The 23077-nt window shown below is 71.0% G+C and carries 22 protein-coding genes; 11 read left to right on the top strand and 11 right to left on the bottom strand.

Annotated features, from left to right (window positions below; translation table 11 throughout):
* Positions 1-75: 75 nt before the first annotated feature.
* Both WH85_RS32785 and WH85_RS32780 read left to right on the top strand, forming a co-directional pair.
* Positions 76-1527 carry a phytoene desaturase family protein gene (locus WH85_RS32785; RefSeq protein ID WP_045745953.1) on the top strand — a complete coding sequence of 484 codons (1452 nt, stop codon included), beginning with the start codon at positions 76-78 and terminating at the stop codon, positions 1525-1527.
* Positions 1528-1676: 149 nt separating this feature from the next.
* Positions 1677-2630, top strand: coding sequence for a zinc-binding dehydrogenase (locus WH85_RS32780; RefSeq protein ID WP_045745952.1), 954 nt, complete (start codon positions 1677-1679; stop codon positions 2628-2630).
* Positions 2631-2635: 5 nt separating this feature from the next.
* Here the strand turns inward: WH85_RS32780 and WH85_RS32775 are convergent, their stop codons facing one another.
* The 3 genes from WH85_RS32775 to WH85_RS32765 form a co-directional block, all read right to left on the bottom strand.
* Positions 2636-4357, bottom strand: a complete 1722-nt coding sequence (locus WH85_RS32775; RefSeq protein ID WP_045745951.1) for a substrate-binding domain-containing protein — start codon at positions 4355-4357, stop codon at positions 2636-2638.
* A gap of 150 nt (positions 4358-4507) precedes the next feature.
* Positions 4508-5230, bottom strand: a complete 723-nt coding sequence (locus tag WH85_RS32770; protein WP_052720978.1) for a class I SAM-dependent methyltransferase — start codon at positions 5228-5230, stop codon at positions 4508-4510.
* Positions 5231-5315: 85 nt separating this feature from the next.
* Entirely contained in the window at positions 5316-6239 is a 924-nt protein-coding gene (locus tag WH85_RS32765) for a LysR family transcriptional regulator (protein ID WP_083449427.1), read from the bottom strand.
* A gap of 71 nt (positions 6240-6310) precedes the next feature.
* Here WH85_RS32765 and WH85_RS32760 point away from each other — a divergent pair, with 71 nt between their 5' ends.
* From WH85_RS32760 to WH85_RS32745, 4 genes are all read left to right on the top strand, one after another.
* Positions 6311-7051, top strand: a complete 741-nt coding sequence (locus WH85_RS32760) for a succinate dehydrogenase cytochrome b subunit (protein WP_083449426.1) — start codon at positions 6311-6313, stop codon at positions 7049-7051.
* Positions 7048-8994, top strand: coding sequence for a fumarate reductase/succinate dehydrogenase flavoprotein subunit (locus tag WH85_RS32755; protein WP_211275520.1), 1947 nt, complete (start codon positions 7048-7050; stop codon positions 8992-8994). Before WH85_RS32760 ends, WH85_RS32755 begins: the two co-directional genes overlap by 4 nt.
* Entirely contained in the window at positions 8994-9737 is a 744-nt protein-coding gene (locus WH85_RS32750) for a succinate dehydrogenase/fumarate reductase iron-sulfur subunit (protein WP_045745946.1), read from the top strand. Before WH85_RS32755 ends, WH85_RS32750 begins: the two co-directional genes overlap by 1 nt.
* 250 nt (positions 9738-9987) lie before the next feature.
* Positions 9988-10488, top strand: a complete 501-nt coding sequence (locus WH85_RS32745; protein WP_045745945.1) for a hypothetical protein — start codon at positions 9988-9990, stop codon at positions 10486-10488.
* 231 nt (positions 10489-10719) lie between these two features.
* On the opposite strand, the gene WH85_RS32740 is transcribed toward WH85_RS32745, so the two are convergent.
* Positions 10720-11313 carry a TetR/AcrR family transcriptional regulator gene (locus WH85_RS32740; RefSeq protein ID WP_045745972.1) on the bottom strand — a complete coding sequence of 198 codons (594 nt, stop codon included), beginning with the start codon at positions 11311-11313 and terminating at the stop codon, positions 10720-10722.
* 50 nt (positions 11314-11363) lie between these two features.
* On the opposite strand from WH85_RS32740, the gene WH85_RS32735 reads away from it, so the two are divergent.
* Positions 11364-12746 (top strand): FAD-dependent monooxygenase, encoded by a 1383-nt coding sequence (locus WH85_RS32735; RefSeq protein WP_045745944.1) that lies wholly within the window; start codon positions 11364-11366, stop codon positions 12744-12746.
* Here the strand turns inward: WH85_RS32735 and WH85_RS32730 are convergent.
* The 6 genes from WH85_RS32730 to metF form a co-directional block, all read right to left on the bottom strand.
* Complete coding sequence (locus tag WH85_RS32730) at positions 12733-13221, bottom strand: hypothetical protein (RefSeq protein WP_083449425.1); 489 nt, start codon at positions 13219-13221, stop codon at positions 12733-12735. The genes WH85_RS32735 and WH85_RS32730 overlap by 14 nt on opposite strands.
* Positions 13222-13319: 98 nt before the next feature.
* Complete coding sequence (locus WH85_RS32725; RefSeq protein ID WP_045745942.1) at positions 13320-14720, bottom strand: MFS transporter; 1401 nt, start codon at positions 14718-14720, stop codon at positions 13320-13322.
* Between the two features lie 54 nt (positions 14721-14774).
* A complete protein-coding gene (locus WH85_RS32720) occupies positions 14775-15242 on the bottom strand; it encodes a MarR family winged helix-turn-helix transcriptional regulator (protein WP_045745941.1) in 468 nt (155 codons plus the stop codon).
* 35 nt (positions 15243-15277) lie between these two features.
* Positions 15278-15718, bottom strand: a complete 441-nt coding sequence (locus WH85_RS32715; protein ID WP_045745940.1) for an HNH endonuclease — start codon at positions 15716-15718, stop codon at positions 15278-15280.
* 107 nt (positions 15719-15825) lie between these two features.
* The gene (locus tag WH85_RS32710; RefSeq protein WP_083449424.1) at positions 15826-16467 is read right to left on the bottom strand and encodes a CDP-alcohol phosphatidyltransferase family protein; all 642 of its coding nucleotides are present in this window, start codon (positions 16465-16467) and stop codon (positions 15826-15828) included.
* Complete coding sequence (gene metF / locus WH85_RS32705) at positions 16464-17393, bottom strand: methylenetetrahydrofolate reductase [NAD(P)H] (protein ID WP_045745938.1); 930 nt, start codon at positions 17391-17393, stop codon at positions 16464-16466. The genes WH85_RS32710 and metF overlap by 4 nt, the downstream gene beginning before the upstream one ends.
* Positions 17394-17468: 75 nt before the next feature.
* On the opposite strand from metF, the gene WH85_RS32700 reads away from it, so the two are divergent.
* The gene (locus WH85_RS32700) at positions 17469-18539 is read left to right on the top strand and encodes a polyprenyl synthetase family protein (RefSeq protein WP_045745937.1); all 1071 of its coding nucleotides are present in this window, start codon (positions 17469-17471) and stop codon (positions 18537-18539) included.
* Here WH85_RS32700 and WH85_RS32695 read toward each other — a convergent pair.
* Positions 18536-18883: an Rv2175c family DNA-binding protein gene (locus WH85_RS32695; protein WP_211275519.1), complete on the bottom strand. Its 348-nt coding sequence runs from the start codon at positions 18881-18883 to the stop codon at positions 18536-18538. The genes WH85_RS32700 and WH85_RS32695 overlap by 4 nt on opposite strands.
* A 36-nt stretch (positions 18884-18919) precedes the next feature.
* Between WH85_RS32695 and WH85_RS51815 the strand changes: the two genes are divergently transcribed.
* The 3 genes from WH85_RS51815 (at position 18920) to WH85_RS32685 (ending at position 22684) form a co-directional block, all read left to right on the top strand.
* Positions 18920-19666: a hypothetical protein gene (locus WH85_RS51815; protein ID WP_169792515.1), complete on the top strand. Its 747-nt coding sequence runs from the start codon at positions 18920-18922 to the stop codon at positions 19664-19666.
* 124 nt (positions 19667-19790) lie between these two features.
* Positions 19791-21791 (top strand): Stk1 family PASTA domain-containing Ser/Thr kinase, encoded by a 2001-nt coding sequence (pknB, locus tag WH85_RS32690; protein WP_045745936.1) that lies wholly within the window; start codon positions 19791-19793, stop codon positions 21789-21791.
* Entirely contained in the window at positions 21782-22684 is a 903-nt protein-coding gene (locus tag WH85_RS32685) for a deoxyribonuclease IV (RefSeq protein ID WP_211275518.1), read from the top strand. The genes pknB and WH85_RS32685 overlap by 10 nt, the downstream gene beginning before the upstream one ends.
* The last annotated feature ends 393 nt before the right edge of the window (positions 22685-23077 follow it).

The following is a 23077-nucleotide window of genomic DNA, read 5'->3' as shown; positions in this document are numbered from 1 at the left end:
CAAGCCGACCACCGCTGACCGCTCCGGACGACCAGCCTGGCAGCGGCCACAGGCGGAGACGTTAGCCTCGGGGACGTGCGCAAGATCGTAGTAATCGGCGCCGGGGTGGGCGGCCTGGCCGCCGCCGCCCGTCTGGCCGCCGCCGGGCACCGGGTAGAGGTACATGAACGTGCCGCCGTCACCGGCGGCAAGCTGGGCGTTCACGAGCGGGACGGGTTCCGCTTCGACACCGGCCCGAGCCTGCTCACCCTGCCCCGCGTCTTCGACGACCTCGACCTGGGCCTACGTCCCGAACCGCTGGATCCGGTGGTCCGGCACGTTTTCGCGGACGGCACCGTCCTCGACTCGTCGTCGTCGCACGGCATCTTCCTGGAACGCATCGGCACCGCCTTCGGCCGTGACGCCGCGACCGATTGGGATCGTTTCTGGCGGCGGGCGGCCCGGATCTGGCAGGCGTCCTGGGATTCCGTGCTGCAACGCCCGGTGACCGCCGCGTCGCTGGCCCGGCTCTCCTGGCGGCTCGGTGATCTCGCCGCCATCGCGCCGGGCCGCACGCTGCGTGGCCTCGCCCGTCACTATCTGCGTGATCCCCGGCTGCGGATGCTGCTGGAACGGTACGCCACCTACACCGGCGCCGATCCGCGCCGCGCGCCCGCCGCGCTGGCCGCGATCCCCTACGCCGAACTCACGCACGGTGGGTGGTACCTCCCGGGCGGCCTGGGCACGCTGGGTGACGCACTGCACGCACGGTGCGTCTCCTCCGGGGTACGCGTGAAGCTCGGTTCCGAGGTCACCGCGATCGAGGCCGACACCGCTGTCCGTGGTGTCCGCTTGGCGTCCGGCGAGTTCGTCCCCGCCGACGTGGTGATCTCCAACGTGGACGCCGTGACGCTCTACCGCGATCTGCTGCCCACTCCCCAGCGGCTGACCGCCCTGGCCGATCGCAGCCTCGCCGGTTTCGTCATGCTCCTCGGGGTCCGTGACAGAGGGCCCGGGAGCGGACGGGAGACGGCTCTCGCCCACCACACCGTCTTCTTCCCCGGCCACTACGACGCCGAGTTCGACGCCGTCTTCGGCTCCGCGTCCCGCCGCGCCCGTCCCGCCGACGATCCGGCGATCTTCGTGACCCGCGCCGACGACCCCGCGGTGCACCCGGAGGGTCACGAGTCCTGGTTCGTCCTGGTCAACGCCGCCCGGCACGGCACCGCACGGTCGGCCGTCGACTGGCGGCGTCCGGGGCTGGCCGACGCCTACGCCGGTCATCTGCTGGACGTGCTGGCCCGCCGCGGCCTCGATGTCCGGGACCATCTGGTCTTCGCCGAGACGCGGACTCCCGCCGATCTGGCGGACGCGACCGGCGCACCCGGTGGCGCCATCTACGGCACCGCCGGCGGCCTGGTCCGGCCGTCCAACCGTGGGCCGGTCCCCGGGTTGTTCCTGGTGGGCGGCTCCGCACATCCCGGCGGCGGACTCCCGATGGTCACCCTCTCCGCCCGCATCGTCGCCGACGCCATCGGCCCGGCCTGATCGCCACGGGCAAGAGGCAGGAGGGCAGAAGCGGGGAGAGCGGGCCGGTGTGAGTCAAACCTCCGGCGGCCGCTCTCAGTTCCGCCGCCGACCGCACCGCTCCGCATACCGTCCCGGGCACTGATCCCGAACGGCACCGAGGAGCGGCCATGCAGGCGATAGCGATCGAACGGTTCGGCGGCCCGGACGGCCTGGCCGTCGTCGACCTCCCCGATCCCACTCCCGGACCGGGCCGGATGCTCGTCGCCACCGAGGCGATCGGCGTGGGCGGTGTCGACGTCATGATCCGCAGCGGTGCCCTCGCGGCCCACGGTTTCCGGGAGGGTCACGTCCCCGGTGGCGAGATCGCCGGAACCGTCACCGCCGTGGGCGACGGCGTGGACCCGATCTGGATCGGGCAGCGGGTCTGGGCGTTCACCGGCAGCGGCGGCGGTTACGCCCAGCAGGCGGTCGTCCCGTCCGACGAGGTACTTCCCCTCCCCGACGATCTTCCCGCGACCGCCGCCGTCACCTTGGGCAGCGCCGGCATCGTGGCCCATTTCGGTCTGGCCCAGGCCCGGTTCAGCGCGGGTGACAGCGTGCTGGTCCGGGGCGCCGCCGGCAGTCTGGGCATCATGACCGTTCAGCTGGCGGCTCGTGCCGGGGCGAGCGCGGTGGCCGTCACCACCTCGTCCCCGGAACGCGGCCGCCGGCTCCGCGAGCTGGGCGCCACCCACGTCCTGGATCGTTCCGGCCAGGGGGATCCGCGAAGTTTCGACGTCGTCGTCGACGTGGTGGCCGGCCCGGACCTGCCCGCGTTCCTCAACCGGCTGAACCCGAACGGCCGTCTCGTGCTCGTCGGCGCGGTGGCCGGTCCCCCTCCGGCATCACTGGCGGCCGCCCTGATGGCCGGGTTTCAGAGGTCGCTGACGGTGGCCACGTTCAGCGCCGCCACCGTCGCCCTGCCGGATCGCCGGTCCGTCCGCGCCGCGCACCTGGCCGCCGCCGCCCGGGGTGACCTGCAGCCGGTGGTGCACGACGTGCTTCCCCTGAGCCAGGCCGCCGAGGCGCATCGGCGGATGGATTCCGGCGAGGTCTTCGGACGGATCGTCCTGACAGCCTGAGCGGCTCAGCTCTGGCCGTGCGCCGCCAGGAACGCCTCAGCCATCGCCGACGCCAGGTCGGCCGGGTCCCGCGCCGGGATCGCCCGGCCGCCGGTCGCCTTGGCCATCCCCTGCAACGCCGTCATGTTGGCGTCCGGCCCGTACCCGACCGCGATCACCGGCACCGGCTTGGCCGGGTCCTGCCCCTCGCCGAGACGGCTGAGGAACTGCTGGTTGGACATCGCGTACTTGGTGCCGCCGTCGGCCCCGTCGGTCAGCACCACCACCACGGTGGCGGCGCCCGGCTTGACCTGGGTGCGCATCTCCGCCACCGCGTCGAGCACCGCCTGGTAGAGCGGTGTCCCCGCGGCGGCCTCCGGCTTGTACGAGCCGATCTTCCGGCCCAGTGCCTCCCGGCGGGTCACGTCGCCGACCGGACCGGCGACCGGTCCGAGCGGCACCTGTTCCACGTGTGCGGGACCGTTGGCGCCGGCGGTCCCGAAGTACCACATGCCGACGTTGCTCTCCGCGTTGAACAGTTGCGCGGCGCTGGTCCCGGACTCCCGCAGCAGTTCCGCCTTGGTGCTGGCCTTGCCGTTCTTGTCGGTGATCTTCTCGTTCATCGAGCCGGACGAGTCGATCAGCAGCAGCACCTGGAAGCCCACGTTCTGGTACTGCGACCACTGTCTGGCCGGGGCGGTCAGTTTCCCGGCGCCCTCGGGCAGGCGCAGCGCACCGGCTGCCGGGGAGGTCCGGAACCCGGCGGCCTCGACCGCCTCCTTGGTGACGGCCGCGCGCAGGTCGGCGGCCAGATCCTTCTTGACGCCCTTGCGGACCGCGAACGGATAGTCCGCCTGGACCGGGCCGTCGACCGGCGGCGCCCCGCTCAGCCGGATCCGGTGGTCGGTCTTCTGGTAGCCGAGCAGCTGCTGTTCGAGGACCGGGAACACGCCGATCTCGTACACCGCGGTGGTGGCGTCGGAATGCTGGTTCATCCGGTCGAGCAGGACGGCCGGGTCGGCGTCGGCGTCCTCGAGGCGGCTGCGCAGGGTCAGCGCGCGCAGCTGGGCGATGCCGGCGTCCTCGGTGGTGCGGGCCGTCGCGGCGTGGACGCCGTGCACGCTGAGCAGGCCGACGCTGTCCTTCAGCGGGTCGGGCATGGTGACGGCGGGCAGCACGTCGTCGGTGACCGCCTTGACCAGCCCGGCCCAGGAGGACTTGCCGTCCTTGATGTACAGGCTGGCGATGCCCTCGGGCCCGGCGAGCAGCACCGGCGAGTATGCGATCGGGTTGCCGGACGTGGTCCAGGTGGAGCCGTCGGCGGCGGCCACCTTCAGCCAGGAGCTGGAGGACGGGATCCAGACGTCGGCCTTGGCTCCGGAGGCCGCGAAGGTGCCGGAGGCCTCGGCCCGGACCTGCACCGGCGGGCAGCGCTGGCCGGACGGGTTCAGGGTCTCGGCCGCCGCGGAGATCACCGGTGCGATCTCGGGCGCGACGACGACGGAGAGCTCCGGATCGGGGCAGGGCGTCACGCTGGGTTGCGTGGCGGCCGGCACGGGCGCGGCGCTGGGCTGCGCGGCCGGGGAGGACTCGTTGTTCATCAGCTGCCAGGTGACGCCACCGGCCACCAGCAGGACCACGACCACCAGGGCAGCCGACATCAGAACCCGGCTGCGGCCGGGGCTCTCCTCGTTCCACTCGCCCTGCTCCGCCGCGGGCAGCTGCCGTGGCCACTCGTTGTCGGACATCCCAACTTTCCCTGTCGTCAAGGCCGTAGAGGTCGTCACCGATGCGTGCGGATAGTAGCCCGGGATTCATGTCCCGCAATGCTTTCGTTGGCTTCTGGTTAGATCTCGGCACATTCGGGCAAGATCAACCGATTGTGCGGCAGAGGCCCCTCAGCCGATCGTCCCGGCGATGACGATCAGTTCACCGTCACCCAGCCCGACCGGCTCCCGCCCCCAGCCGCCGTAGATCTGCTCCACCCGGAATCCGGCCTCCACGAGGGACTCCCGGATCTCCGTCTCGGTCCGCAGTCGCAGCGTGCTGGTGTTGGTGATCTCGGAGCCGTCCGGGAAGCGGTAGTGCCTGGTGCACAGCACCGTCCCGCCCTCCGGCTCGCCCTCGGCGGACCACGCGTCGACCGTCGAGCCGTTGTCGAGCACGATGGACTTCCGCCCGTCGTCGGCCGCCCCGCCGGCCGGATCCCGGCTGTCGAAGACCAGCCGCCCGCCCGGAACCAGCGCCCGCCGCAGCGACCGGAGCAGACCGGGCCACGCGTCGTCGCCGATGCGGTGCACCACGTGCCCGGTCATGAAGGCGGCGTCGAACTCCGCCTCCCCGAGCTGCGCGGCCGTCCCCTCGACCCACTCGACCCGGTCACCGCCGGGTTTGCCCCGGGCGGCGTCCAGCGCGGCCGGGTCGGTGTCGACGCCGGTCACCCGGCGGCCGTCGCGGGCCATCGCAATCGCCAGCCGGCCGGTGCCGCAGCCCAGGTCGAGAACTCGATGGGTGCTGCGCTCGGCCAGCACCGCCATGAAGAAGTCGTCCTCCCAACCCCACGGGAACTCAGCGTCGTAGACCTCGACCAGCCGGGCGTGCCGGCGTTCGCCATGCCACACACCCAGGGATGCTAAACGGGCGTTAGACAGATGACTACCCTACGGGGAATCGACGATCACCGCTCGCCCCCGCGGCCTCGGGCGCTCACAACGCGCGTACCCCGAAAGGGAGCTCGCCGGAGGCGATGTGCTCGACCACGACGTCGCGCAGCGCGGCCGCGGCATGGGACAGGATCGCGCCGCGCCGGCGTGCCAGCGCTATCGTCCGGCGCATGCCGGGCGGCGCCAGCGGAGTCGCCCGCAGCAGCGGCCGGTTGGCGAGCACCATGCTCGGCACCAGCGCGACGCCGAGACCGGCCTCGACGAAGGCGAGCACCGCGTCCATCTCCCCGCCCTCGACGGCGAGTTTCGGGGTGAAGCCGGCCCGCTCGCAGGCGTGCAGGGTGACCTCGCGGATGTCGTATCCGGCCCGGAACATCACCATCGGCGTGTGCCGAAGTTCGGCGAGCTCGAGCTGACGGCCGACGGTCGGCGCCGGGCCGGCCGCGACCGAGGCGACCACCAGGCTCTCCCGCAGCAGTTCGGTGAACTCCAGTGCCGGGTCGACGCCCTGTTCGGGCGCCACGATCAGGGCCAGGTCGAGGGCGTGCGCGAGCAGACCGCCGATCAGGTCCTGCGAGCTGCCCTCGGTGATGTGCAGCTCGATGTCCGGATGCGCCGACCGGTACGCCCGCAGCACCGCCGGGACCAGGGAGGAGCAGAGGCTGGGGGTGGCGCCCAGGCGCACCTCGCCGCGGCGCAGGCCGACGATGTCCTGGACGGCGTCCCGGGCGGCGTCGGCGTCGGCGATCATCCGTTGCGCGAGGGGCAGCAGGGTCTGCCCGGCGACGGTCAGGGTCACATCGCCGCGGATCCGCTCGAACAGTGGCGCGCCGAGTGAAGCTTCCAGAGTGTGAATCTGCTTACTCAACGTAGGTTGCGACACACCCAAAATGTCCGCCGCTTGGGTGAAATGTCTCGTCTGGGCGACCGCTACGAAGTACCTGAGTTGTTGCAGCTGCACTTTAATAGCTTATCGCTATGAACAGCGGCCCCATCATGCATTAGACGAATCGCTCAGGACTTTCTACCTTCCAGGATGTGGCGGTAGACACGACTTCATCCAAGGCTTCGCGGCCGGCGGGCGCGGCAACGCCCGCTTCGGCACGCCGGAAGCAGCGACCCTCGTCGGTCGTCCTCAAATTCGTCATGGCAGCCAGCGGCATCGTGCTGGTCGGCTTCCTGTACGCGCACGCGGCCGGAAACCTCAAGATATTCCTGGGTAACGAGGACTTCGACCACTACGCGCACTGGCTCCGCACCATCGGGACGCCGCTGCTGCCGGATGTGTGGTTCCTCTGGATCATGCGGGTCGGCCTGCTGGTGGCCATCGTCGCGCACATCTGGTCGGCCACGGTACTCACCGTCCGGGCCAAGAGGGCCCGCCCGGTCAAGTACGCGCACCGGCCGAAAGTCCAGGGCAGTTACGCCGCCCGCACCATGCGCTGGGGCGGCGTGATCGTTCTCCTGTTCATCATCTACCACCTGCTCGACCTGACCACCGGTCACCTGAACCCGGTCGGCGACAGCACCCGCCCGCACGCCAACGTGATCGCCGACTTCGCGGCCGACCGCTGGTACGTGACGCTGTTCTACACCGTGTCGATCCTGGCGGTCGGCTTCCACCTGCGGCACGGCATCTTCAGCGCCGCCCGCACCCTCGGTCAGCAGACCGACCGAGGTGAGAAGCGCGCCAAGGTGATCGCCCTGGTGATGGCCGTGGTGCTGGTCGCGATGTACCTCTCGGTGCCGTTCGCGGTGACGACCGGATTGGTGAAATGATCATGAATGACTTCTGGACCGAGGGCGACCCGATCGTCGACAAGGCCGCCCCGGACGGGCCGGTCGAGACCCGCTGGGAGCGCCGCAAGTTCAGCGCCAAGCTGGTCAACCCGGCGAACCGCCGCAAGCTGACCGTCATCATCGTGGGCACCGGCCTGGCCGGCGGTTCGGCGGCGGCGACCCTGGCCGAGGCCGGGTACCACGTCAAGTCGTACTGCTACCAGGACAGCCCGCGGCGGGCGCACTCGATCGCCGCGCAGGGCGGCATCAACGCGGCGAAGAACTACCGCAACGACGGCGACTCCGTCCACCGGCTGTTCTACGACACCGTCAAGGGTGGCGACTTCCGCGCGCGCGAGTCCAATGTGTACCGGCTCGCCCAGGTGTCGGTGAACATCATCGACCAGTGCGTGGCCCAGGGCGTCCCGTTCGCCCGCGAATACGGCGGCCTGCTGGACAACCGCTCGTTCGGCGGCACCCAGGTGTCCCGTACGTTCTACGCCCGGGGCCAGACGGGACAGCAGCTGCTGCTCGGCGCGTACCAGGCGATGGAGCGGCAGATCGGCCTCGGCAACATCGAGATGAACGCCCGGCACGAGATGCTCGAGCTGATCATCGTCGACGGCAAGGCCCGCGGCATCGTGGTCCGCGACATGGTCACCGGCGAGATCAGCACCGAGTTCGCCGACGCCGTGGTGCTCGCCTCCGGCGGCTACGGCAACGTCTTCTTCCTGTCGACGAACGCCAAGGGCTGCAACGTCACCGCGTCGTGGCGGGCGCACCGCAAGGGCGCGCTGTTCGCGAACCCCTGCTACACGCAGATCCACCCGACCTGCATCCCGGAGTCCGGCTCGCACCAGTCGAAGCTGACCCTGATGTCGGAGTCGCTGCGCAACGACGGCCGGGTCTGGGTGCCGAAGGCGCAGAAGGACACCCGCAAGGCCGCGGACATCCCCGAGGACGAGCGCGACTACTACCTCGAGCGGATCTACCCGTCGTTCGGCAACCTGGTGCCCCGTGACATCGCGTCCCGGGCCGCCAAGAACGTCTGCGACGAGGGCCGCGGCGTCGGCCCCGGCGGCCTCGGCGTCTACCTGGACTTCGCGGACGCGATCAGCCGGCTCGGCCGCAAGGCCGTCGAGGCCAAGTACGGCAACCTCTTCGAGATGTACGAGCGCATCACCGGCGAGGACCCGTACGAGACGCCGATGCGCATCTATCCCGCCGTGCACTACACGATGGGCGGCCTCTGGGTCGACTACGACCTGCAGTCCACCATCCCCGGTCTGTTCGTCGTCGGCGAGGCCAACTTCTCCGACCACGGCGCCAACCGTCTCGGCGCGTCCGCGCTGATGCAGGGCCTGGCCGACGGCTACTTCGTGCTGCCCAACACGATCAGCAACTACCTGGCGTCCGGCCCGTTCCCGAAGATCGACGAGAGCCGCGAGGAGGTCGTCGAGGCGCGTACGCAGGTCGAGGACCGCATCGCGAAGCTCCTCTCGATCGACGGCGACCGGACCGTCGACTCCTTCCACCGCGAACTCGGCCACATCATGTGGGAGTACTGCGGCATGGAGCGCACCGAGGAGGGCCTGACCAAGGCGGTCGGCCTGATCCGCGCGCTCAAGGAGGAGTTCTGGACCCGGGTGAAGGTGCCCGGCAAGGGCGAGGAGCTCAACCAGAACCTGGAGAAGGCCGGCCGGGTCGCCGACTTCATCGAGCTCGGCGAACTGATGTGCATCGACGCGCTGCACCGTCGCGAGTCCTGCGGTGGCCACTTCCGGGCGGAGAGCCAGTCCCCCGACGGCGAGGCCCAGCGCAACGACGACGAGTTCAGCTACGCCGCGGCGTGGGAGTACTTCGCCGCCGACGGCAAGCCCACCCTGCACAAGGAAGAGCTCACCTTCGAATACGTCCACCCGAGCACGCGGAGCTACAAGTAATGGACATTCAAGTACGGGTGTGGCGTCAGTCCGGTCCCACCGACAAGGGCCGGATGGTCGCGTACGACGTCAAGGACATCTCCCCGGACGCGTCGTTCCTCGAGATGATCGACGTCCTCAACGAGAAGCTGATCCTCGACGGCGACGACCCGATCGCGTTCGACCACGACTGCCGTGAGGGCATCTGCGGCGCGTGCAGCATGGTGATCAACGGGGTGGCGCACGGCCCGGAGAAGGCCACCACCACCTGCCAGCTGCACATGCGCAAGTTCAAAGACGGCGACGTGATCGACGTCGAGCCGTGGCGCGCGGCGGCCTTCCCGGTGATCAAGGACCTGATCGTCGACCGGTCCGCCTTCGACGAGATCATCCAGGCGGGCGGTTACATCACCGCGCCGACCGGCACCGCCCCCGAGGCGCACGCCGCCCCGGTCCCCAAGAAGGACGCCGACGCCGCCTTCGAGGCCGCCACCTGCATCGGCTGCGGCGCCTGCGTCGCCGCCTGCCCCAACGGCTCGTCGATGCTCTTCACCGCCGCGAAGATCACCCACCTCGGCCTGATGCCCCAGGGCCAGCCCGAGCGCGAGAGCCGGGTGCTCGACATGCTGCAGGCGCAGGACGACGCCGGCTTCGGCGGCTGCACCAACATGGGCGAGTGTGCCCAGGTCTGCCCGAAGGGCATTCCGCTGAGCCTGATCGGCCGCCTCAACAGCGACTACCGCAAGGCCCTCAGCAAGCGCTGAGTAATTCTCCCGGTGCCGGGCACAACGGCGTGCCCGGCACCAGGTTCAAGACCCCTTTGCGGGTACGCGTCACCGGGCGTCCCGTGACCCCAGCGCGGCCTCCCACCGGCCGCGCTCTCCCCGCTCCGCCGCCGGCTCCCCACGGCGAGACCCACCGCGCACTCTCCCTGCCGCGCCACCAGCTCCGCAGCCGTCCCCCGTTCGAGTCCACGGTCGAGCACCAGGCCCTGCGTCCCGGTAGCCTTCCGCTGTGCTGCTGGCCTACCTCGATGAGTCGTACAGCACCGACTGGTATTACATGGCGGCATTGCTCTGCGACGGGCCGGGCGCACAGGCCATCCCCTCCGCGCTGGATGCCGCGGTGGACAAGGCGGTCAAGACCTTCGGGGTGCCGGAGAACGCCGAGCTGCACGGTTACGAACTCTTCAACGGCACCGGCTGGTGGCGGGGTGTTCCGGTCCGCGCACGGATCGGCGTGTACAACGAGGCTTTCGCCGCCATCGGCTCACATGGCGCCGCGCTCGTGCTCCGCGGCATGAATGTGGCACATCATCGCACGGCGCCCTACTCTCGGGTACTCCCCACCAACTGGTCCTGCGCCACCCGCTGGAACGTATCGACGAGTGCGCCGATCAGCGTGGCGAGCATGTTCTGGTCATCGCGGACGAGGTCGGTGAGCAGTCGAAGCACCGGGCCGACCTGCACCGGTATCTACGACACGGCACCCATGGCAGTCAGGGCCGCCGGCTGACGCGCATCGTCGAACGCATCGAGCCGAAGATCAGCCACCAGGAATGCTGGTTTCCGTGATCCCCCGGAATGCACGAAGGCCCCGCTCTCCGGCGGGGCCCAAGGCTGGGTCGGAAGCCCAGGGCTTCCTGAGGACCAGATTAGTCGAACCGATGTGAAATGCCAACGAGTCAGCGGCGAGGGCCGGGCATCCCAGGGTGAGCTGGTATCCGCGCCAGAGGGCCAGGCCGGGCTACGCGGACCGGCCGCCCAGGCCCGCGTGCAGGAATGAGGTGAGGGCCTCGATGGCCGCCTCCTCGGACAGCTCGGCAGGGCCGGCGAAGTAGGCCGCCGCATACCCGGACAGCGTCGTGCTGAACAGGGATGCCGCCGTCATCGGATCGCCGGGGACGTCCAGGCCGGTCAGGTGTTCGGCGATGTGGTGCAGGTCCGGTTCGAGCATCTCACGGCTGCGCCGGGCGAACTCCTCGTCGACGATGGCGGCCTGGCTCAGCGCGGTCATCACCGCACGGTTGCGGCGGTAGAAACCCCAGAACAGCGCCACATGCCAGCGGACCGCCGACCGGTCGCGGAAGTCGCCGTTGTGGCCGGGCAGGCCGGCGCTCACGTCACCTTCGGCGAGCAGGTCGGCGAGGAGCGCTTCGAGCAGTCTCTCCTTGCTGGCGAAGTGCTTGTAGAACGACCCGGTCGCCCGTCCCGCCTCCGCGGTGATGTCGGTGATCTTCGTGTTGAGGTATCCCACCCGCGCGAACACCCGGATCGCGGCCGCCTTGAGTTCCGCCTCGGTCTGTGCCGCCGCCTGTCTGCGTGCGCCTGTCACCGCCATCGCCACCTCCTGACCTTGACGGAGGTTACCAACCACCCTATGGTGAATCCATGTTCACTGAATCAGGATTCACCGTAATCGTCGGCGCCGGCCCGACCGGGCTCACCCTGGCCCGCCAGCTCGACCGCTACCGGGTGCCGTACCGGATCGTGGAGAAGTCACCGCACCCGTTCGAGGGCTCCCGCGGCAAAGGGCTGCAGCCGCGCACCCTGGAGGTGCTCGACGACCTCGGGCTGCTGGACCGGTTCCTGACGGCCGGCTCCCCCTATCCGCCGATGCGCGCCCACCTGCCCGGCGGCGGCACCCGGGACTGGCGCCTGGACGAGCCGCACGAGCCCACCGCCGAGGCACCCTGGCCGAACACGCTGATGGTCCCGCAGTGGCGCACCGGCGAGCTGCTCGCCGACGGCATCCCGGTGGAGTACGGCGTCGGCGTCACCGCCGTCACCCAGGACTCGGTCACGCTCGACACCGGCGAGGTGGTCGAGGCCCGCTGGATCGTCGGCGCCGACGGTGGGCGCAGCACGGTCCGCAAGGCGCTCGGCATCGGCTTCGAAGGCGAGACCTTCGAGGAGGAGCGCCTGCTCATCGCGGACGTGCTGGTCACCGGCCTGGACCGGGAGCACTGGCACGTCTGGCCCGGCGCGGACGGCCGGTCGATGGGTCTCGGCCTGTGCCCGCTGCCCGGCACCGACCGGTTCCAGCTGACCACCCCGCCGACGGACCGTCCGCTCGCCGAACTGGTGGCGGACTTCGACCCGTCGATCACGATCACCGACGTGGGCTGGACGACCGAGTTCCGGGCCAACATCCGGATGGTGTCCCGGTACCGGTCCGGCAACGTCTTCCTGGCCGGCGACGCGGCGCACGTGCACTCCCCGGCCGGCGGGCAGGGCCTCAACACCGGCGTGCAGGACGCCTACAACCTGGGCTGGAAGCTCGCGACCGGGGACGACGCGCTGCTCGACACCTACGAGGCGGAACGCCTGCCGGTGGCGGCGGGCGTGCTCGGCATCAGCACCCGCCTGCACCGGCGACAGGTCGAGGAGGGTGCCGAGGCGGCGATGCGCCGCGACGATCCGGCGCTGCGCCAGCTGCCCCTGAACTACCGCGGCGGTCCGCTCGCCGCCGAGCACCGGGCCGATCCGGGCGAGCTGCGGGCCGGCGACCGGATGCCGGACGCGGTCCTCGACGACGGCCGCCGTCTCTTCGACGTGTTGCGCGGCCCGCACGCCACGCTGCTCGCGGTCGGCTGGACCGGCGGGATGCCCACCCTGCCCGGGTCGGTCCAGGTGCGTCATCTCGCTCTCGACACCCTTGCCGGGGTACGCGAGGAGTGCCTGCTCCTGGTCCGCCCGGACGGTTACGTGGGTTGCGCCACCACCGACCCGCGCCACATCGTCGAGTACGCCGCACTGATCAAAGTTCGGTGAACGACTCCCGCAGCCCGTCCCAGGACGCCTGCAGCGGGGCCGGGAACCGTGGCACCTCCGGCGCCGCCACATCCGACAGCACCGCCTCGACCAGGTCGTGGAGTGCTCCCGCCGGCGCGTCCGGGGCCGCCGCCAGCGTCTCGCGGACCAGTTCCGCCCGGGGGAACCGGCCGTCCCAGCGCCGGTCCGCGCCGATCCGCCGGTTCACCTCGACGACCCGGCGGCGCAGCCCGGCCACACGCGCCCCGTAACCCCGGTCGAGGCGCTCCCGGTCCGGCCGGGAGTCCCGTTCGGCGGACCGGGCCAGCCGTAGCCGCCGCTGTTCGGCGGCCTGCCGGCTGGCCAGCCCGAGCGCCTCGGCGATCTCCGACCAGGTGGCACCGTCCCGGCGGGCCCGGTCGATCGATTCCAGTTCGGCGGCGTCGAGCCGGGCACGGCGGATCACGATCGACCGAAGCTCCCCGAGATCCGCCACGCCGGTCAACCTAACTCACCACACACCCCCGCAAGCGTGGCGACTTCAGCCGGCCACAACACCCGAACTCACCACACAACCCCGCAAGCGTGGTGAGTTCAGCCGGCCACGACGCCGGAAGTCACCACTCTGGCCGGCGAGGGGGCGGTCAGCACTATCACCAGGGCGCCGAGGACGAAACCGGCGCCCACCAGGAACGCCAGGCTGTACCCGTCGTGCAGGGCGGCCCGCTCGGCCACCCCCGCCGCCAGCCGGGACTCGGAGACACCGGCGGCGACCGCGGCCAGCACCGCGAGCCCGAGCGCCGCGCCGGCCTGTTGCGCGGTGTTGGTGACCCCGGAGACCAGTCCGGTGTCCTCGTCGGAGGATCCGGCCATCGCCAGCATCATGATCGCCGGAACGGTGACGCCGATGCCGAGCCCCATCACGAGCAGCCCGGGCAGCAGGTCCACCAGGTACGACGGGTCGGCCGGCATTCGGGAGAGCAGCAGCAGGCCGGCGGCGAGCAGCGCCAGACCACTGATCAGGACCGGTCGCGGACCGAAACGGGCGGTGAGCCGCGCGGCCAGGAACAGCGAGACGGCCCCGATCACGATCGGGGTGGGGAGGAACGCCGCTCCGGTGCGCAGCGCGTCGTACCCCATGATCTTTTGAAGGAAGAGGGTGTTCACGAACTGGAAGCCCATGCCGGCCGCCAGGATCAGCAGGACGGCCGCGTTGGCGGCGAGCAGCCGCGGGCGGCGGAGCAGCCGGAGGGGCGCCAGTGGAGTGCGAGCGTACTTCTGGCGTACCAGGAAAAGAATGATCAACAGAAGGGCGACGGCCCCGACCGCCGGGCGCCCCTCGACGATCGCGAAGACACCCGCCGACAGACCGGCGGTGATCGACAGCGCGCCGGCGACGTCCAGGTCCCGGCCGATGCCGATGCCGGTGTCACGCGGCAGGATCCGGCGGCCGACCAGGAAGGCGGCCACCCCGATCGGCGCGTTGATCAGGAAGATGGCCGGCCAGCCCGCGGTGTCGGTGAGCACGCCGCCGACCACGAAGCCGATCGCGGCGCCGCCGGCCTGGGTGAAGCTGTAGATCCCCATGGCGCGCGCCTGCGGGCCGGGTTCCGGGTAGAGCCGCACGATCATGCCGAGGACGACGGCGGAGGCGAGCGCCCCGCCGGCACCCTGCACGAACCGCCCGGCGATCAGCAGTCCGGCGGTCGGCGCGAGGCCGCAGAGCAGACTGGCCGCGGTGAAGACGCCCAGCCCGGTCAGGAAGACCCGGCCGGCGCCGAGCAGGTCACCGAGGCGCCCGGCGAGCAGGAGCAGACCGGCGAAGGCCACCAGGTAGGCGTTGACCACCCAGGCCACACCGGCCGGGGAGAACCCGAGATCGACCTGGATGGCCGGGATCGCCACCGCGACGATGGTGCTGTCCAGGACGACCATCAGCGAGACCGCGCAGAGCACGGCCAGAGTGGAGCCACGGCGAGTATCGGTAGGACTCATGAGTCCTACCGTAACAGATAGTCCGGTTCCGAACTATCCGCTTGCGAACGACTTTCAGCGGCCGCGCGGACGCCTGATCGCCTTCGGTCCCGGAACCGGCTCGGCCGACGCCAGACCGATCAGCAGGTCGAGGAACACCTCACGACGGGCCGGCTCGACGTCGGCCAGCACCTCCTCGTGCACCCGGTCGACGATCCGCTGACCCTCCTCGGCCGCCGCCCGCCCCGGCTCGGTGACCGCGATGATCCGCGCCCGCCGGTCGGTGGCCGACGGACGACGCTCGGCCAGACCACGGCGCTCCAGGTCGTCGACGGTGCCCACCATGGTCGTCTTGTCCAGGCCGGCCAGGGCCGCGAGCTGGATCTGGGTCCGCTCCTCCTCCAGCGCGTGGATCAGCACGCACTGCGCCCGCGGGGTCAGGTCGACCTCGGCGAGCGCAGCGGCGAGCCGGTTGGACAGCACGGTGCCCGCCTCGGTGAGCAGGCGGCTGATGTCCAGCTGGGTTCGTACGGGAGCAGCCATGAAACAAGCTTATCCCCGGATGATCCCGGACCGGACTATCCGGCGAGGGAGCCCCAGGTGGGTGCGGACGGGATGGTCCGCAGCGGCATCCGGGCCTCGGCGGGCGTCCGGTCCCGCTTGCGGTTGTTGCAGGAGTGGCAGGCCGCGACGGTGTTGGACCATTCGTTGCGACCGCCCCGCGAACGCGGCAGCACATGATCGATCGTGGACGCGGCCTTACCGCAGTAAGCGCAGACGCCGCGGTCGCGGGCCAGCACACCGGCCCGGGACCAGGACGGTCCACGGCCGTGCCGCCAGCGGGTCACCACGTAGCTGACCAGGCGCACCACGGTCGGGATCGGATAGACACCGATGGTCGCGTCGGGCCGCGCCTCGTGCACCACCGCCACCTGACGGAACAGCATCCGGATCGCGTGCCGGAGGCTGACCCGCTGCAACGGTCCACAGTCGGCGTTCAGCACCAGGACCACGCTCATTGTTCGTCACCTCCGCGCCTTTTCCACAGTCGATCACCGCAGCTCAGACCGGCTGCCGTCAGAAATGAAAATAGGCGCGGCATCGACCGCGGACAACCGAATAAAGATCAGCGCAGGGCTTTGCGGACAGCGAACGTCAGCTGTCCGAGACCGATCATCTGGAGCAGGATCCACACGGCCACGGCCGGAATGATCAGGATCGGCCACAGCGCGCTGAGCAGTAACGCGGTGACCGTGATCGAGACCCGGGCCGGGCGCTCCCCCACCGTCACCACGCCGATGTCCGGCATCCCGGCGGCCGTCGCGCGGGCCCGGATGTACTCGTGCAGCCAGCTCAGCGCACCCGCGACGACCACCAGCCAGCCCGGTGCGCCGATCGCCCAGAACGCCGCGAGCCAGGCCGCCTCGCCGATCCGGTCGGCCACCGAGTCATAGACGAAACCGGTCAGCGTGACCCGGTTGGAGATCACCGCGACCGCACCGTCCAGCCCGTCGGCCATCGACGCCAGCAGCACCAGCAGCGCGCCTGCGGCGTACCCCGGCCGCCCGGCCAGCGCCGCGAGCGGCACGGCCAGGCAGAGAATCACCCCGGCGAGGGTCACCGCTATCGGCTTCACTCGCTTTTCGGTTAGAAAAAATCCGATTTTGTACGCTAAAAGCACCCAGCCTCGGACAAGAGGAGAAGCACGGCGCGGATCGAAGCCGCCGTGCAGCCCGGACCACGCAGCGCAGTACTCGTCCCAGGTCACCGCCCGCTCGGCACCGCGATCTCCGCGGGCGCCAGCTGCTGCCACACCTCACGGGTCGCGGTCGACCGATTCAGCGTGATGAAGTGGATGCCCGGCACGCCCTCGTCGAGCAGCCGCGCACACATCTCCACGCAGGTCTGCACACCGAGCTGCCGGATGGCCTCCTCGTCGTCGGCCACCTGCTCGAACCGGCGCAGCAGCGCGGGCGGGAACGGCGCTCCGGACAACTGCGCCGACCGCTCGATCGTCGCCATCCGGGTCACCGGCATCACCCCGGGCACGATCGGGGTGTCACAGCCGGCCGCCGCCACCCGGTCCCGTAACCGCAGATAGTCGTCCGCGTCGAAGACCATCTGGGTGATCGCGAAGTCGGCGCCGGCCCGGCACTTGCGGATGAAGTTACGGGTGTCGCCCTCCACATCGGCCGACCGCGGATGCTTGTAGGGGAAGGCGGCCACCCCGACGCTGAAGTCGCCGGACTCCTTCAGCAGGCGGACCAGGTCCTCCGCATACAGCACGCCGTCGGGGTGCCGCACCCACTCGCCGGACGGGTCACCGGGCGGGTCACCACGGACCGCCAGCACGTTGCGGATCCCGGCGCCGGCCAGCCGGCCGATGACGTTGCGCAGCTCGGCGACCGAGTGGTTCACCGCGGTCAGGTGCGCCATCGGCAGCAGGGTGGTCTCGGTGGCGACCCGCTCGGTGACGGCCACCGTGGTGTCCCGGGTGGTGCCGCCGGCCCCGTACGTGATCGAGACGAAGCTGGGGCCCAGCGACTCCAGCTCCCGGATGGCCTGCCACAGCAGACGCTCACCGGCCGGTGTCTTGGGCGGGAAGAACTCGAACGAGAAGGTCGGCGCGTCCGCGCGGATCAGCGAGCCGATCGACGGGGTGCCCGGCAGCCGGGAGGGGAGTCCGAGAGACACATCAGCACTGTACCGGGCGGTGCGACCTGACGATCTGGTCGAAACACAGCAGGCCGCACCAGATAGCGTCATGTCGTGACGACTTCTCCGCTCGAGGTGGCCGGACTGCGGTCCCGCGTCGACAAGGCCCTCGCCGGTTACCTCTCCGGCAAGCAGAGCCTGCTGCTGGACATCGACCCGGCGCTCGGCGACGTGGCCGAGACCGTGACGGACTTCGTGCTGGGCGGCGGCAAACGGCTGCGGCCGGCGTTCGCGTACTGGGGGTACCGGGCGGCCGGCGGCCTCGACTCCGACGAGATCGTGGCGGCCGTGTCGGCGCTGGAGTTCGTGCAGGCCAGCGCCCTGATCCACGACGACCTGATGGACCGTTCGGACACCCGGCGCGGCGAGCCCTCGGTGCACCGGCGGTTCGAGGCCCGGCACACCGCGCAGGGCTGGCGGGGCGGGGCGGCCGCGTTCGGTGACGCCGCGGCGGTGCTGCTCGGCGACCTGACCCTGGTCTGGTCGGACGACATGCTCCACCGCTCCGGGATGCCGTTCCCGGACCTGGCCCGGGCCCGGCCGGTCTTCGACGACATGCGCACCGAGGTGACCCTCGGGCAGTACCTCGACGTGCTGACCCAGGCGACCGGGGACACCTCGGAGGAACGGGCCGGGAAGGTCGCCCGGTACAAGTCGGCGAAATACACCGTGGAACGCCCACTGCTGCTGGGTGCGGCGCTGGCCGGGGCGGGCACCGCGGTGGTCGAGGCGTACAGCGGGTTCGGCCTGCCGCTGGGCGAGGCCTTCCAGCTGCGCGACGACGTGCTGGGCATCTTCGGCGACCCGGCGCAGACCGGCAAACCGGCCGGCGACGACCTGCGCGAGGGCAAGCGGACCTATCTGGTGGCGTCCGCGTTCGCCGCGCTCGACGACACCGGCCGCGACGAGCTCGACGCCGGCCTCGGTGACCAGGGGCTCGACGACGCCGGGGTGGAGCGGTTGCGCGCCATCATCCGGGACAGCGGCGCCCTGGCCGCCACCGAGCAGCGCATCGACACGCTCAGCACCGAGGCGCTGGACGTGCTGGAACGGGCCCCGTTGGAGGACGAGGCCCGCACCGTGCTGAAGGGGCTCGCGGCGGCCGCGACCCGACGGTCGGTCTAGAAACCGACCGCCTGGGCGCGGCGCTTCACCTCACGGGCCAGGTCGCCACCGAGGGCTTTCGCCGCGTTGCCACCGAGGGTCTCGTCCGGGGCGTACAGCCACCCGACGACCTCTTCGTCGTTGAACCCGGCGTCGTGCAGCACGGTGAGAACGCCCGGCAGGTGCTTGAGCACCGTGTCGTTCGCCACCAGGTCCTCGGGCACGAGCCGGATGCCGTCGCGCCTGACGGCGATCAGGTCGCCGTCGCGGATCATCTGGTGCACCTTGCTGATCGACAGGCCGAGCTTCTCGGACACGTCCGGCAGGGTGATCCATCCGGTCGGGCCGGTTACGGGTTCGCTCACTCGTACAGCGTGCCAGACCAGTGGGGAGACCAGTTGATGAGCCTGTGGCAGCGGGTCCGTGGCGAGATCGCGGGCGCATGGCGCTCGATCGGGTACGACCTCGGGCGGCGCCGGGAACCACCGGTGTCCGCGGTGCCCGGGCTCGATGTCACCTCCACCGGGATGAGCACCTTCCCGGGTTCCCTGATGGATGTCCCGGCGCCCCGGACGACCGATGCCCGGCCGCCCCGCCGGATGGTCGCGGTGGCCACGTTCGGCCTGCTCGCGGTGGCCGGGGCCGGTGGCGCGCACGTCGCGGCGACCCGCCTTTTCGCCACGCCGGCCGCGAACACCACGGTGGCCGCGCCGGCGGCCCCGGCCATCACCACGACGGGGCCTGCGGACCGGGGCGGCGTCGCCGGGATGGGGCCGGGGCCACGGCGCGAACGAGCCGCCGCGACCGTGGCCGCCGGCCGGGCCGCGGGGTCGGAGCCCTCGCCCACCGGCCCGGTCACTGTGGCCTCCGCCACAGTGACCCCGGCAACGAGGTCCCCCACGGCCCGGCCCGAGGAGAAGGACTGCGGGTGCCGGATCCCCCCGGTGCCGACCCCGACCTCACCCCATCGGGCGACTCCGGCCAGGCCGTCACCGACCGCCACCGCGTCGCCGACACCGAGTGAGGACCCGGAATCGGATCCTTCGACCGCACCGACCCGGACCGCCGAACCCGGACCGAACACCTCATCGGACACCCCCGGGCCGGACGGCAGCCATCGCCGGGCACATCGGGAAGTAGCCGGATAATTACGGAATGCCCCTCGGTCGGGGGGCGAATCGGTGCAGGTCACGACCTGTTCGGGTACCCGTTTGGACTCAGCTGTGACATCCTGGTCTGCCCTCACCGGAAAGACACATACACTTCACGCCGATGGACACCACAGTCGCCGATACGTTGATCGGCACAACGATTGACGGGCGCTACCGGATCACCGGTCGCGTCGCCCGTGGTGGCATGGCGACCGTCTACCGGGCCACCGACGAGCGACTCGAGCGCGCCGTCGCGCTGAAGATCATTCACCCGTCGCAGGCCACGAACGTCCACTTCGTCGACCGTTTCACCGACGAGGCCAAGACGATCGCCCGGCTCACCCACCCGAACGTCGTCGCGGTCTACGACCAGGGACGCCACCAGGGTCTGCCCTATCTGGTGATGGAGTTCGTGAAGGGGCACACCCTGCGCGACCTGCTCAGCCAGCGGCAGCGGCTGAACCCGGTGGAGGCGCTGGCGATCCTCGAGCAGATGCTCGCCGCGATCGCCGCCGCACACCGGTCAGGTCTGGTGCACCGCGACGTCAAGCCGGAGAACGTGCTGGTCGCCGAGGCGCCCAGCGGTGGCTCCGCCGACCTGGTCGACGCGGTGGTCAAGGTGGCCGACTTCGGTCTGGCCCGGGCCATCGAGGCCAGCACGGTGGACGAGTCCGGTCAGCTGATGGCGACCGTGGCATACGTCGCGCCGGAGCTGGTGCAGACCGGCCAGGCGGACGCCCGCACCGACGTCTACTCGGCCGGCATCGTGCTGTTCGAGATGCTGACCGGCCGGGTGCCCTACGACGGCGCCGAACCGATCGAGGTGGCCTGGCAGCACGTCGACAACGACGTCCCGCCGCCCTCCCGGTTCGTGCCCGGCCTGCCACCGGCGCTCGACCAACTGGTCGCCCGGGCCACCCGCCGGGACCCCGGCGCACGCCCCACCGACGCCGGCGGCCTGCTCTCCGAGGTACAGACGGTCCGCGAGAGCCTCGGCTCCGCCCACGTGGAGACCGCGCTGCTGCGCCAGGTCCCGCCCCCGCCGCGGCACAACGCGGCGGACGCCACCAGCCTGGTGCCGATGATCCCGGCCCGGGACGCGACCGCGATCGTGCCCCCGGTCCCCGGTGGCGGCACCCACTACCAGGCCTCGCACCGCCCCTCCTGGGCCCGCCTGCCCGAACAGGGCGGCCGCACCACGCCGCACCGCCGGGCCGCCGAGCCCGAGGCCCCGGCCGGCGGGTTCTTCGCCGACCGGCGCCGGCTCACCATGGTCTCGCTGATCGCGGTGATGGCCCTGGTCATCCTGGGCAGCACCTGGTGGGTGACGCTGGGCCGCTACAGCAGCGCCCCGTCCCTGGTCAGCATGTCGCAGGCGCAGGCCGAGCAGTCCGCCGCCGCCGAGGGCTTCAAGGTCCTGGTCGGCACCGGCGTCTACAGCGACACGGTGCCCAAGGACTCGGTGGTCAGCCAGAACCCGGCCGCCGACGAGAGGATCGTCAGCGGCGACACGATCACCCTGAGCCTCTCCCTCGGCCCGGAGATCCATCCGGTGCCCGACCTGGTCGGCATCGAACTGGCCGCGGCCAAGGCCGAACTCGAGGGGCTCGGCCTCAAGGTCAAGGAGGGCAAGGGGCAGTACGACGCCTCCGCCCCCGAAGGCGTGGTGCTCTCCACCGACCCGGCCTCCGGCACCCAGGTCAAGCCGGGCGACACGGTGACCGTGGTGCTCAGCAAGGGCAAGGCGCCGATCACCATCCCGGACCTCACCGGCAAGAACATCAACGAGGCCCGCTCCGAGCTGTCCAGCAAGGGCCTCACCGTGGTCGAGCGCTACAAGGAGAGCGACGAGGCCGCCGACACCGTCATCGGCCAGTCACCCAAGGCCGGCACCGGCGCGGAGAAGAACGCCGAGGTCACCCTCGACGTGAGCAAGGGCCCGCCGCTGGTCACCGTCCCGGACCTCAACAACCAGCCGTGCCAGCAGGCACAGGCCACGCTGCAGGGGATGAACCTTCAGGTGCAGATCATCTTCAACCAGAACGGCACCGTACGCGGACAGAACCCGCCCGCGAACACCCAGGTCCAGCCGCAGAGCACGGTGCAGCTGCAGTGCTTCTAGACCGCCGGATCGGATCACACACGAAGACGTCGGGTGGGCTGGCCAAGGCCGCCCTCCCGTACGTCGACGCCGCGGGCTCGGAGACGCTGCAGGTCTACGTCTCCAACTCGCGGGGCTGGGCACTCCCGGCAGGCGACCCCAAACAGGACGTCCTCTTCCGCGACGGCATCGGCGAGCGGGACATTCCGGCGTACATCCACGCCTCGCTGCTGGTGAACGTGGGCTCCCCCACCGAACTGACAGTGGAGCGCTCGGTGGCGACACTGGCCCACGCGCTGGAACGCGGCAAGGCGATCGGCGCGACCGCGGTCGTCTACCACGCGGGCAGCTCCGTCGACGAGTCGCACGACGCCAAGGCGCTCCACCAGCTGCGCGGCGCCCTACTGCCGCTGCTCGACCAGGCCCAGGCCGAGGGCCTGCCCCGGCTGCTCGTCGAACCGAGCGCCGGTGGCGGCCGCAGCCTCGCCTCCAAGGTGCAGGACCTGGAGGAATACCTCGCGGCGGTCGACGGCCACCCGTGGCTGGGCGTCTGCTTCGACACCTGCCACGCGTGGGCGGCCGGCCACGACCTGGCCACCCCGGGCGGCATGACCGAGACTCTGGACGCCCTGGTCACGGCGGTCGGTCCGGGGCGCCTCCAGCTGATCCACGCCAACGACTCGAAGGACGAGTGCGGCTCGACCCGCGACCGTCACGAGACGATCGGCCAGGGACGGATCGGTGCGGCACCGTTCGCGGAGTTGTTCGCCCACCCCGCCACGACCGGCGTCCCGATCATCGTGGAGACGCCGTCGAAGGAGCACGAGGGCCACGCCGCCGACATCGCGCTGCTCAAGGGCCTGCGCGACGCTCCGGCACCCGGCACGGCGGCCGACGGCACCCCCGCGAGCTGACACCGGCCGTCGCTGGCGGTTGCGCCAGCCGTCACTAGCGGCTGCACCGGCCGTCACTGGCGATTGCGCCGGCCGTCGCTGGCGATTGCGTCAGCTGTCGCTGGCGGTTGCGCCGGGAGGCCTGGTGCAGCCCGCCCGCGACGGACCGGTGCAACCGTGGCTGACGGCTCGACCAACCCAGCCGTCCACCACGGTCCCCCGCAAGCTTCGAACCGCCCTGGACGACGGCTCAGCCGACCCGGCCGTCCGCCACGGCTCAACCACGAGACAAAAACAACCGTGGCCGACGGCTCGACCGACCCAGCCGTCCACCACGGCCCACCTGCAAGGCAAAAACAACCCTGGACGACGGCTCAACCGACCCAGCCGTCCACCACGGCCCACCTGCAAGGC

The organism is Actinoplanes rectilineatus (genome assembly GCF_000962825.1).
Classification (GTDB): domain Bacteria; phylum Actinomycetota; class Actinomycetes; order Mycobacteriales; family Micromonosporaceae; genus Actinoplanes; species Actinoplanes rectilineatus.
This window is presented reverse-complemented; position numbering and strand designations above follow the sequence as displayed.